Consider the following 11,260-nt stretch of genomic DNA (forward strand, 5'->3'; position numbering starts at 1 on the left):
GAGAACACCACTGTGACCACCACGACCCCTGCTCTCGTCGCCTACGACGACGCCGTGCGCCGCTACGACCCGGTGATCGGCATCGAGGTGCACGTCGAGCTCGGCACCCGCACCAAGATGTTCTGCCCGGCCGAGCAGTCGTTCGGCGCCGAGCCGAACACGCAGACCACGCCGGTGTCGCTCGGGCTGCCGGGCGCGCTGCCCGTCGTCAACGGCACCGCCGTCGAGTACGCGATCCGCATCGGCCTGGCGCTCAACTGCCAGATCGCGGAGAGCTGCCGGTTCGCCCGGAAGAACTACTTCTACCCGGACGTGCCGAAGAACTTCCAGACGTCGCAGTACGACGAGCCGATCGCCTTCGAGGGCTGGCTCGACGTCGAGCTCGAGGACGGCACGGTGCACCGCGTCGAGATCGAGCGCGCGCACATGGAGGAGGACGCCGGCAAGAACACGCACGTCGGCGGCTCCGCCGGCCGCATCCACGGCGCCGAGTACTCGCTGGTCGACTACAACCGCGCCGGCGTGCCGCTGGTGGAGATCGTCACCAAGCCGATCACCGGCGCGGGGGACCGGGCGCCCGAGGTGGCCCGCGCATACGTGCAGGCCCTGCGCGACATCTTCCGCGTGCTCGACGTGTCCGAGGCGCGCATGGAGCGCGGCAACGTCCGCGCCGACGTCAACCTGTCGCTGCGCGCGACGCCCGAGTCGCCGCTCGGCACGCGCACGGAGACGAAGAACGTCAACTCGTTCCGCTCCGTGGAGCGCGCGGTGCGGTACGAGATCTCGCGCCAGGCCGCGCTCCTCGACGCGGGCGAGACCGTGATCCAGGAGACGCGCCACTTCCACGAGGAGGACGGCTCGACGTCGCCCGGCCGCGTGAAGTCGGACGCCGAGGACTACCGGTACTTCCCGGAGCCCGACCTCGTGCCCGTCGCGCCGTCGCGCGAGTGGGTCGAGGAGATCCGCGCGACGCTGCCCGAGCTGCCGCAGGCCCGGCGCCGCCGCCTGCACGACGAGTGGGGCTTCGCGGACGCCGAGATGCGCGACGTCGTCAACGCCGGCGCGCTCGACCTCATCGAGGCGACCGTCGCCGCCGGCGCCACGCCGGCCGCCGCGCGCAAGTGGTGGATGGGCGAGCTGGCCCGCCGCGCCAAGCAGGACGAGGTCGAGCTCGCGGATCTCGCGATCACGCCCGCGCAGATCGGCGAGCTCCAGCGGCTCGTCGACTCCGGCCGCATCAACGACAAGATCGCCCGGCAGGTGCTCGACGGCGTGCTCGCCGGCGAGGGCGACCCGGAGGCGGTCGTCGTGGCCCGCGGCCTGGAGGTCGTCTCCGACGACGGGCCGCTCCTCGAGGCCATCGACGCGGCGCTCGCGGCGCAGCCCGACATCGTGGAGAAGGTCCGCGGCGGCAACCAGGGCCCGGTCGGCGCCATCATCGGCTCGGTCATGAAGGCCACCCGGGGCCAGGCGGACGCCAAGCGCGTGCGCGAGCTGGTGCTGGAGAGGATCGGCTGATGCGGTCGCCCGTCCTGCACGGGGAGCTCGTGCGCCTGCGCCCGGTCGAGGCGCGGGACGCCGAGCGGCTGTGGGCGTCGTTGCGCGACCCGGAGGGCGGGCGCCTCACGGGCATGGGCACGAACGCCGCGTCGTCCCGGGCCGAGGTGGACGCCTGGGCCGCGAGCGCGGCCGACCTGCCCGGCCGGTACGACTGGGCGATCACGTCGGCCGCCGTGCGGGACGGGGAGCTCGTCAGCGACGACCTGCTGGGCGAGATCTCCCTTGACCGGGTGGACCTCGAGCTGCGGTCGGCGAACCTGCGCCTGCGGATGATGCCGGACTACCGGGGCCGCGGGTACGGGCGCGAGGCGATCGGGGAGGTGCTCCGCTTCGCCTTCGACGGCGGCGCCGGCCCGGGGCTCCACCGCGTGAGCCTCGCGGTGATCAGCATCAACCCGCGGGCGCGGGCGCTGTACGACTCGCTCGGCTTCCGGGAGGAAGGGCGCCTGCGCGACGCCTTCCGCGACGGGCAGGGCTGGGCGGACGCCGTCGTCATGAGCATCCTCGAGGACGAGTTCCGCGCCGGGGCCGGCACGGACTGAGGCACGGCTCGCCGTGCCCGCCGCGATCACACCGCGGCGGGCACGGCGAACGGCCACCCGACGACGGCCTTGGGCCGCGGCGGCGCGTAGGTGCGCACCTTCGAGGTGGACAGCCCGAGACGCACGAGGCCTTCGGCGACCGCCACCGCCGCGCGCACGCCGTCGACGACGGGCACGCCGGTGGCCGCCGCGACGCGCTCCTCGAGCTCCGCCATCCCGCCGCACCCGAGGCAGATCACCTCGGCCCGGTCCACCTCGACGGCGCGGCGGGCCTCCGCGACGATCGTGGCGACGGCCCGCTCGGGGTCGGCCTCGAGCTCCAGCACGCCGAGCCCGCTCGCGCGCACCGAGGCGCACCGCGCGTCGAGCCCCGCCAGGCGCAGCCGGTCCTCGATCAGCGGGACCGCGCGGTCGAGCGTCGTGACGACGGAGTACCGGTGCCCCAGGTACATCGCGGTCGACGCCGCCGCCTCGGTGATGTCGACGACCGGCACGTCGAGCAGCTCCTGCAGCCCCTCGCGCCCGTGCTCCCCGTACCCGGCCTGCACGACGGCGTCGAACGGCTCCGGGTAGGAGGTCACGGCGTCCATCACCGCGAGGGCGGCGAGATAGCTCTCGAAGTTGCCCTCGCAGGAGTCCGGGCCGAACCGCGGGGTGATCCCCACGATCTCGGTGCCGAGGGAGGCGACGGAGCGCGCCGAGGCGGCGATCGCGTCCGTCATGGACGACGTGGTGTTGACGTTGGCGACGAGGATGCGCACGGGGTCTCCGGGTGGGGCTAGTGGGTGCTCGGCACGGCGAGGTGCTCGCCGTCCGCGTCGTGGAAGGTCTGCCGCCGGTCGGCGACGAGGAGGTACAGGACGGCCCCCAGACCCGCGCCGAGGAACCACGAGAACTCCGAGACGACGGCGAACGCGGGGACGAAGGCGAGCAGCAGGGCCACGAGTGCGGTCGGCACCAGCGCGAGCACGGCCCGGCGGTTGAACCCGCGGGCGTAGTGGTAGCTGCCGTCGGGGTCCTCGCGGTACAGGTCGGGCACGTGCACACGGGCCCGGCGCAGCAGCCAGTAGTCGGCCATGATGATGCCGAACAGCGGGCCGAGCAGGGCGCCGAGGCCGCCGAGGAAGTACGTGATCACGGCGGGGGAGCCGTACAGGTTCCACGGCAGGATGACGAGGCCGAGCGCGCCGGAGAGCAGGCCCGCGCGGCGGAAGTTCAGCCTCCGCGGGAAGAGGTTGGTCAGCGCGTAGATCGGCGCGACGAAGTTGGCCATGAGGTTCACCGCGACGGTGAGGACGAGCAGGGCGAGGCAGGCGAGGACGAGCAGCGGGGTGCTGGGGATCGCCCGCACCACGTCGGACGGGGACTCGATGATCGTGCCGTCGATGGCGAACTGGGCGCCCGAGAGCACCACGACGATCGCGCCGAAGACGGCCATGTTGAGCGGGATGCCGAGGAAGTTGCCCCGCACGATGGACCGGCGCGAGACGGCGCCGCGCGTGAAGTCGCAGAAGTTCAGCACGAACGTGCCGTAGATGGCGACCCACATCGCCGCCCCTCCCACGACGGCGAGCCACATGTCCGCGCCGTGCTTGGTGTCCGGGGTGCTCCAGGCGATCGTGCCGTCGGCCTGGAGGAACATCCAGACGGCGAGGGCCGCCATCGTCACCAGGATGACGGGCCCGGCGAACGCCTCGTACCGGCGGATCATCTCCATCCCGTAGCTGACGATGAGCAGCTGCACGCCCCACAGGGCGAGGAAGGTGATCCAGCCCAGCGTCGACAGGCCGAGGACGGAGTTCCGGTCGAGGCCGGCGGCGGCGGGCACCAGCGCGACGACCAGGATCCGCAGCACCACGGAGGCGAGGAACGTCTGGATGCCGAACCAGGCGACCGCGACGGAGCCGCGGACGAGGGCGGGGATCTGGGCGCCGCGGATGCCGAACGCGATGCGGCTCATGACCGGGAACGGCACGCCGGTCTTCTCGCCCATGAAGCCCGACAGGGTGAGGAGGCCGAAGAGGAGGGCGCCGCCCAGCACGAGGGCGAGGAGGATCTGCCAGCCGCCGAGCCCGAGGGCGAAGAGCCCGATGGCGAAGGCGTAGTTCCCGAGGGAGTGCACGTCGTTGGCCCACAGCGTGAAGATCGAGTACGTCCGCCAGGTGCGGCCGGCGCGCTGCGTCGGGGCGAGGTCGTGGTTGTAGAGGCGGGGGCTGAGGCCGAGCGGCGGCGTCGTCGCCGTGGCGCGGGGGGAGGTCGCGACCGTCGTCGGTGCGGCCAGGGCCTGCGGCGTCGCTGCCGCGGCCCGGTCGAGGGTGCTCATGGAGTTCGTCCTCCAGGTGCCGTACGGGCGGATTTCGTCGAGCGAAAGCGCGCTTCCGTAGCGCGTTGGTATACCAATTTGAGTGGAGCCGACCCGCTTGTCAAGCCCGTCGCGCGCGGCGACGGGTCGTCGGTCGCGGCGGGCGCGGGCAGGATGAGGCTGCCTCTTGACCGCCGAGAGGCGTCCGCACTAATCTCACATAGCAGAAACTGAATTCCGTCTCACGAAAGACAGGTGTTCAGTCGTCCATCACCACAAGGAGCGTGCCGATGACGCAGCCAGGTCCCCAGACCACCCGCTACTACACCCCGCAGGGCGGGCTGCCCGGGCAGGAAGAGCTGCTCACCGACCGGGCGATCGTCACGGAGGCGTACACCGTCATCCCGCGCGGCGTGCTGCGCGACATCGTCACCTCCAACCTGCCCGGCTGGGACAAGACCCGCCTGTGGGTGCTCGCGCGCCCCGTCGAGGGCTTCGCGACCACGTTCGCGCAGTACGTCGTCGAGGTCTCCCCGGGCGGCGGCACCGACCGTGGCGAGATCGAGGACACCGTCCAGTCGGTCGTCTTCGTCACCGAGGGCACGCTGACCCTCACGGTCGGCGGAGAGGAGCACACCCTCGAGCCCGGCGGCTACGCCTACCTCGCCGCCGGCGACCAGTGGTCGCTGCACAACCGCTCCGACGCCAAGGCCGCGTTCCAGTGGGTCCGCAAGGTCTACGAGCGCATCGACGGCTACGCGGCGAAGACCTTCGTCACCCGCGAGCAGGACATCGAGCCGCGCCCCATGCCGGACACCGACGGCGCCTGGGCCACGACGCGCTTCGTCGACCCCGACGACCTGGCGCACGACATGCACGTCAACATCGTGACGTTCCAGCCCGGCGGCTCCATCCCGTTCGCGGAGACCCACATCATGGAGCACGGCCTGTACGTGCTGGAGGGCAAGGCCGTCTACCGCCTCAACGGAGACTGGGTCGAGGTGCAGGAGGGCGACTTCATGTGGCTCCGCGCCTTCTGCCCGCAGGCCTGCTACGCCGGCGGCCCGAAGCCGTTCCGCTACCTGCTGTACAAGGACGTCAACCGGCAGGTGAAGCTCGACCGGCGCTGACCCGCCCGGTCCTGCTCAGCGGCGCGCGCGCTCGAAGTCGTCGAGCGCGACGCGCCGCTCGTGCGCGTGGTCGACGATCGGCGCGGGGTAGCCCCCCGGCGGCGGGTCGAGGCGCCAGGGCTCCTGCACGCGCTTGCCCTCGACACCGCGCAGCTCGGGCACCCAGCGGCGCACGTAGTCGCCGTCCGGGTCGAACTTCTTGCCCTGCGTCACCGGGTTGAACACCCGGAAGTAGGGGGCGGCGTCGTGGCCGGTGCCGGCCACCCACTGCCAGTTGAGCTGGTTCTGCGCGACGTCGCCGTCGACCAGGTGCGCCATGAAGTGCGCGGCGCCCCGTTGCCAGCGCACGTGCAGGTCCTTGACGAGGAACGACGCCACCACCATCCGCACCCGGTTGTGCATCCATCCGGTGGCGAGCAGCTGGCGCATGCCGGCGTCGACGAGCGGGAACCCGGTGCGACCGGCGGCCCAGGCGTCGAACGCGTCCCGCTCCGCCGCTCCGGTCGCCCAGGCGTCGTCGGGCACGACGGCGCGCAGCGACCGGAGCCGGGCGTCCGGCCGGTGGTGCAGGACGTCGGCGTGGAACTCCCGCCACGCCAGCTCCGAGCGGTACGTGGCGACCGCCTCGGCCGGGAGGCCGGCGGCCTCCGCGGCCGCCAGGTCGGCCAGCATCGTCCGCGGGTGGATCTCGCCCCAGCGCAGGTGCGCCGACATCTCCGAGGTTCCCGCCAGGTCGGGGCGGTCGCGGCCCTCGGCGTAACCGGCCAGGCCCTCGCGGACGAACTCGTGCCAGCGACGCCGGGCCGCCGCCTCGCCCGCCCTCGGCAGGCGTGCGTCGCACGGTGGGGCCGCGGGGACGCCGTCGGACGGCAGCCGGGCCCACGGGACCTCGCGCGGCCGCGGCGCGGGGGCCCGCCAGCCGTGGGCGAGCCAGGCACCGCGGAACGGGGTGAAGACCTGGTAGGGCGAGCCCTGCCCGGTGCGCAGCCGCCCGGGGGAGACGGCGTACGCCGAGCCCGTCCTGGTCAGGACGGCGCCCGCGTCGGCCAGGTTCTCCTCGACCGCGCCGTCGCGCCGGCGGCCGTACGGCTCGTGCCCGGCCGCGACGTGCACGCCGCGCGCGCCCACCGACCGCGCGACCTGGGGGACGACCTCGCGCGGGTCTCCGCGCCGCACCACGAGCCGGCCGTCGCACGCGTCGTCGAGCTTCGCCAGGGAGTCCGCCAGGTAGGCGAGGCGCGCCGCGCCGGCCCGCCGCCACAGCGCGTCGTCGAGCACGTAGAGGCCGACGACGTCCCCGCCCGCGTCGCGCGCCTCCTCGACCGCGGCGAGCAGCGCCGGGTTGTCGTGCAGCCGCAGGTCTCGCCGGAACCACATCACGCTCGCCGCCATGCCGTCACCGTACGTGTCCCCGGCGTTCCCGGTCGCCGTCGACTTCCGCCGGTGCGACAGTTTTTTCATGACCGATCAGGCAGCGGCGCCGTCGCACCCGGAGCACGAGGGCGACCGCGCGTTCTTCGGGCACCCGCGCGGCCTCATGACGCTGGCCGGCACGGAGCTGTGGGAGCGGTTCAGCTACTACGGGATGCGCGCCATCCTGCTGTACTACCTGACCGACACGGTGGCCAACGGCGGCCTCGGGATGGACGCCACCACCGGCGCGGCGTTCGTGTCGATCTACGGCACGTCGGTCTACCTGCTGTCGGTGGTCGGGGGCTGGCTCGCCGACCGGATGATCGGGGCGCGGCGCGCCGTGCTGTACGGCGGGATCGTCATCGCGGCCGGGCACGTGTCGCTCACGCTGCCCACCTACGGCTTCTCGATGCTGGGGATCGGCCTGGTCGCGTTCGGCACCGGCCTGCTCAAGCCGAACGTGTCGTCGATGGTGGGCGAGCTGTACTCGCGCGACGACGAGCGCCGGGACCCCGCCTTCTCGATCTTCTACATGGGGATCAACATCGGGTCGTTCTTCTCCCCGCTGATCGTGGGCGTCGTGGAGCAGGCGTGGGGCTACCACGCGGGGTTCGCGGTGGCGGCGATCGGGATGGCGTTCGCGCTCGTGTTCTTCGTCGGCGGCTACCGCTACCTCGGCGCCGCCGGGACGGACGTGCCGAACCCGATCACGCCCGAGGACCGCCCCGCCGTCGTGCGGCTGGGGCTCTACGTGGTCGGCGCCATCGTGGTGGCGGCCGCTCTGGCCGCCGTCGTCGCCGGGGGCTGGGCCGTCGAGACGTTCATCGACGCCGTGTCGTACCTCGCGCTCGTGACGCCGGTCGTGCTCCTCGTCGTGATGTACCGGTCGAAGCGCGTGACGGCGGCCGAGCGGCCGCGCGTCGTGGCGTACGTGCCGCTCTTCGTCGCGGCGATGCTGTTCTGGATGATCTTCGAGCAGGCGGCGACGACGCTCGCGGCCTTCGCCGCCGACCGGACCCAGCTGCAGCTGTTCGGCATCGACCTGTCGCCGGCGTTCTTCCAGTCGGTCAACCCGGCGTCGATCATCATCCTGGCGCCCGTGTTCGCGTGGATCTGGACGAAGACGGGGGACCGGCCGCCCACGGCGTACAAGTTCGTCATCGGCCTGACGCTCGCGGCCCTGTCGTTCCTGTTCCTGGCGGGGATGTCGGAGGTGTTCACGGACGAGCTCGCGCCGCCGTGGGTGCTCATCGTGGTCTACGTGATCCAGACGCTCGGCGAGCTCTGCCTGTCGCCGGTGGGGATCGCGGCGACGACGCTGCTGGCGCCGCGCGCCTTCCGCGGCCAGGCGATGGCGCTGTGGTTCCTGTCGTCGGCCGCCGGCCAGGCGATCACGGCGCAGACGATCGAGGCGACCGAGGGGGCCTCCGACACCGCGTACTTCGGCGGGATCGGCCTCGTGGCGCTCGTGTTCGCGGGGATCCTGCTGCTGCTCGCCCCGTGGGTGACGCGGCACATCCGCCACGCCGACGAGCTGGAGCACACCCACAGCGCCGGCGCGGCCTGACCGTGCCGGCGCCGTGGGGTGCCGGGCGCGTCAGCGCAGCCAGCTCGCGCTGCCGGGGACCGGCGACGCCGCCCAGGCGCGGCCGAGGCCCCAGGTGTCGCCGGCGCGGGTCAGCGCGAGGGCGGCCAGCAGCGCCGTGAAGACGAGGTGCTGGTCGACCAGCGGGTTCTGCGAGCCCGCGGCGAAGGGCCAGGTCGACAGCCACAGCGTGAGCATGAGCAGCCCGCCCGCCACGGCGGCCGCGCGCAGCCCGATGCCGAGCAGGAGCGCGAGCCCCGTCCCGAGCATCCCGAGCATGAACAGCCAGTCGACGACGGGGCCGCTCAGGGCCGCGAACCCGCCGGCCAGCGGGCTCTCGATCGAGCTCAGGTAGCCCTCCGTCGGCGAGCTGCCCGCCACCCAGGCCCGCTCGTCCGGCGTGGCGTACCCGAGGCCGAAGGTCTTGTCGGCCACCGGCCAGAGGAAGACCACGGCCAGGAGGATGCGACACAGCGCGAGGGCGCGCCGGGCGCCGGGCCGGGTGACGACGTTCTCGGCGTCCTCCCCGCTCCGGGCGCGGTCGGTGACGGTCGTGCCGGTCGTGCTGCCTGCGGCGGTCGCGGTCATGAGTGAGCTCCCTGATCGTGGTGCGCTGCGTGGGGATGGTTCGTCCGGTTTGAACGGATAACGGTTGAACCGTGGACAACTTGCACACGTCGCCCAGGGCACCGCAACCGATCCCTGGTCTTCGGAACGTTTCACCCGACAAACCGACCAGTGGGCGGACGGATGCCCGCGATGCGGGACGGCGGGCGTAGCGTGCCCGTGCGCGCCGTCCGCGACGCGCCGCAGAACTCGTCGAAGGAGCTGACATGAGCCGTCCCCTGCGCTCTCGGACGTCCACCCACGGCCGCAACATGTCCGGTGCCCGCGCGCTCTGGCGCGCGACCGGCATGGGCTCGGAGGACTTCGGCAAGCCGATCGTCGCGATCGCGAACTCGTACACGCAGTTCGTGCCCGGCCACGTCCACCTCAAGGACATGGGCGACCTCGTCGCTTCGGCGATCCGCGAGGCGGGCGGCGTCTCCAAGGAGTTCAACACCATCGCGGTGGACGACGGCATCGCGATGGGCCACGCCGGGATGCTCTACTCGCTGCCGAGCCGCGACCTCATCGCCGACTCGGTCGAGTACATGGTCAACGCGCACTGCGCCGACGCCCTCGTGTGCATCTCCAACTGCGACAAGATCACGCCGGGCATGCTCAACGCGGCGCTGCGCCTCAACATCCCGGTGATCTTCGTGTCGGGCGGGCCGATGGAGGCCGGCAAGGCGGTCGTCGCCGACGGCGTCGCGAGGACGCCCCTGAACCTCATCAACGCGATCAACTACTCGGCCGACGACAACGTGTCCGACGCCGCGCTCGCCCAGGTCGAGGAGAACGCCTGCCCGACCTGCGGCTCCTGCTCCGGCATGTTCACCGCCAACTCGATGAACTGCCTCACGGAGGCGCTCGGGCTGTCGCTCCCGGGCAACGGCTCCACGCTGGCCACGCACGCCGCCCGCAAGGAGCTCTTCCTCGAGGCCGGCCGCACCATCGTCGACCTCGCGAAGCGCTACTACGAGGACGAGGACGACTCGGCCGCCCCGCGCTCGATCGCCACGAAGGCCGCGTTCTCGAACGCCATGGCGCTCGACGTCGCGATGGGCGGCTCCACCAACACGGTGCTGCACATCCTGGCCGCGGCCCAGGAGGGCGAGGTCGACTTCGACCTCACGGACATCGAGGCGATCAGCCGCCGCGTGCCGTGCCTGAGCAAGGTCGCGCCGAACCACCCGGACTTCCACATGGAGGACGTGCACCGCGCCGGCGGCATCCCCGCGCTGCTCGGTGAGCTGGACCGTGCGGGGCTGCTCGACCACGACGTCACGTCCGTGCACACGCCCACGCTGCGTGCGTGGCTGGACGACTGGGACGTGCGGGGCGGCAAGGCGACCGAGCGGGCGCAGGAGCTCTTCCACGCCGCCCCCGGCGGGGTCCGCACCACCCAGGCCTTCTCGACGTCCAACGTCTGGGAGAGCCTCGACACCGACGCCGCGAACGGCTGCATCCGCGACCTCGAGCACGCGTACACCGTGGAGGGCGGCCTGGCCGTGCTGCGCGGCAACCTCGCCGAGGACGGCGCGGTCTTCAAGACCGCGGGCGTCGACCCCGACGTCTTCCACTTCGTGGGGAAGGCCCTCGTCTGCGAGTCGCAGGACGACGCCGTCGAGAAGATCCTCACCAAGCAGGTCCAGCCGGGCCACGTCGTCGTGGTGCGCTACGAGGGGCCGTCCGGCGGCCCGGGCATGCAGGAGATGCTCTACCCGACGTCGTTCATCAAGGGCCGCGGCCTGGGCAAGGTCTGCGCCCTCATCACCGACGGCCGGTTCTCCGGCGGGTCGAGCGGCATCTCGGTGGGGCACGTCTCGCCCGAGGCCGCGGCGGGCGGCACGATCGGCCTGATCGAGGACGGCGACGAGATCGAGATCGACGTCGACACCCGCCTCATCCGGGTCAACGTGCCCGACGAGGTGCTCGCCGAGCGCCGGGCCAAGATGGAGGCGCGGGAGAACCCGTGGCAGCCGCTGAACCGCGACCGCTACGTCTCCCCGGCGCTGCAGGCGTACGCCGCGATGGCGACGTCGGCCGACCGCGGCGCCGTGCGCGACGTGTCGCTCATCGCGCGTCGCTGACGGGCGTCACGTCCGTGACATAGGCTCCGGGC

General features: G+C 72.5%; 9 protein-coding genes. 5 read left to right on the top strand and 4 right to left on the bottom strand.

Annotated features, from left to right (window positions below):
• Positions 1-12 precede the first annotated feature (12 nt).
• Together gatB and ACH443_RS05880 are read left to right on the top strand one after the other, a co-directional pair.
• Complete coding sequence (gatB, locus tag ACH443_RS05875; protein WP_429763817.1) at positions 13-1,518, top strand: Asp-tRNA(Asn)/Glu-tRNA(Gln) amidotransferase subunit GatB; 1,506 nt, start codon at positions 13-15, stop codon at positions 1,516-1,518.
• Positions 1,518-2,102 carry a GNAT family N-acetyltransferase gene (locus ACH443_RS05880; RefSeq protein WP_429763818.1) on the top strand — a complete coding sequence of 195 codons (585 nt, stop codon included), beginning with the start codon at positions 1,518-1,520 and terminating at the stop codon, positions 2,100-2,102. Before gatB ends, ACH443_RS05880 begins: the two co-directional genes overlap by 1 nt.
• Positions 2,103-2,128: 26 nt before the next feature.
• Here the strand turns inward: ACH443_RS05880 and ACH443_RS05885 are convergent, their stop codons facing one another.
• Together ACH443_RS05885 and ACH443_RS05890 are read right to left on the bottom strand one after the other, a co-directional pair.
• Positions 2,129-2,863 (bottom strand): aspartate/glutamate racemase family protein, encoded by a 735-nt coding sequence (locus ACH443_RS05885; RefSeq protein WP_430589735.1) that lies wholly within the window; start codon positions 2,861-2,863, stop codon positions 2,129-2,131.
• Between the two features lie 17 nt (positions 2,864-2,880).
• Positions 2,881-4,425, bottom strand: a complete 1,545-nt coding sequence (locus tag ACH443_RS05890; RefSeq protein WP_429763819.1) for an NCS1 family nucleobase:cation symporter-1 — start codon at positions 4,423-4,425, stop codon at positions 2,881-2,883.
• A 269-nt stretch (positions 4,426-4,694) separates the two neighbouring features.
• On the opposite strand from ACH443_RS05890, the gene ACH443_RS05895 reads away from it, so the two are divergent.
• On the top strand, positions 4,695-5,534 hold the full coding sequence (locus tag ACH443_RS05895; protein WP_429763820.1) for a bifunctional allantoicase/(S)-ureidoglycine aminohydrolase: 840 nt from the start codon (positions 4,695-4,697) through the stop codon (positions 5,532-5,534).
• A 15-nt stretch (positions 5,535-5,549) separates the two neighbouring features.
• Here ACH443_RS05895 and ACH443_RS05900 read toward each other — a convergent pair whose 3' ends face one another.
• Complete coding sequence (locus ACH443_RS05900) at positions 5,550-6,926, bottom strand: cryptochrome/photolyase family protein (protein WP_430589736.1); 1,377 nt, start codon at positions 6,924-6,926, stop codon at positions 5,550-5,552.
• 67 nt (positions 6,927-6,993) lie between these two features.
• Here ACH443_RS05900 and ACH443_RS05905 point away from each other — a divergent pair, with 67 nt between their 5' ends.
• Positions 6,994-8,514, top strand: a complete 1,521-nt coding sequence (locus tag ACH443_RS05905) for a peptide MFS transporter (protein WP_430589737.1) — start codon at positions 6,994-6,996, stop codon at positions 8,512-8,514.
• A 30-nt stretch (positions 8,515-8,544) separates the two neighbouring features.
• On the opposite strand, the gene ACH443_RS05910 is transcribed toward ACH443_RS05905, so the two are convergent.
• Positions 8,545-9,120, bottom strand: coding sequence for a DoxX family protein (locus ACH443_RS05910; protein ID WP_430589738.1), 576 nt, complete (start codon positions 9,118-9,120; stop codon positions 8,545-8,547).
• 245 nt (positions 9,121-9,365) lie between these two features.
• On the opposite strand from ACH443_RS05910, the gene ilvD reads away from it, so the two are divergent.
• Complete coding sequence (gene ilvD / locus ACH443_RS05915) at positions 9,366-11,228, top strand: dihydroxy-acid dehydratase (protein WP_429763824.1); 1,863 nt, start codon at positions 9,366-9,368, stop codon at positions 11,226-11,228.
• The last annotated feature ends 32 nt before the right edge of the window (positions 11,229-11,260 follow it).

This window comes from Isoptericola sp. NPDC019571, from assembly GCF_044389385.1.
Lineage (GTDB): Bacteria > Actinomycetota > Actinomycetes > Actinomycetales > Cellulomonadaceae > Isoptericola > Isoptericola nanjingensis.

Coding starts and splice junctions, on each gene's coding strand:
- ACH443_RS05880 (WP_429763818.1), top strand. CDS start 1,518: ATGCGGTCGCCCGTCCTGCACGGGGAGCTCGTGCGCCTGCGCCCGGTC.
- ACH443_RS05895 (WP_429763820.1), top strand. CDS start 4,695: ATGACGCAGCCAGGTCCCCAGACCACCCGCTACTACACCCCGCAGGGC.
- ACH443_RS05900 (WP_430589736.1), bottom strand. CDS start 6,926: ATGGCGGCGAGCGTGATGTGGTTCCGGCGAGACCTGCGGCTGCACGAC.
- ACH443_RS05890 (WP_429763819.1), bottom strand. CDS start 4,425: ATGAGCACCCTCGACCGGGCCGCGGCAGCGACGCCGCAGGCCCTGGCC.
- ilvD (WP_429763824.1), top strand. CDS start 9,366: ATGAGCCGTCCCCTGCGCTCTCGGACGTCCACCCACGGCCGCAACATG.
- ACH443_RS05910 (WP_430589738.1), bottom strand. CDS start 9,120: ATGACCGCGACCGCCGCAGGCAGCACGACCGGCACGACCGTCACCGAC.
- ACH443_RS05905 (WP_430589737.1), top strand. CDS start 6,994: ATGACCGATCAGGCAGCGGCGCCGTCGCACCCGGAGCACGAGGGCGAC.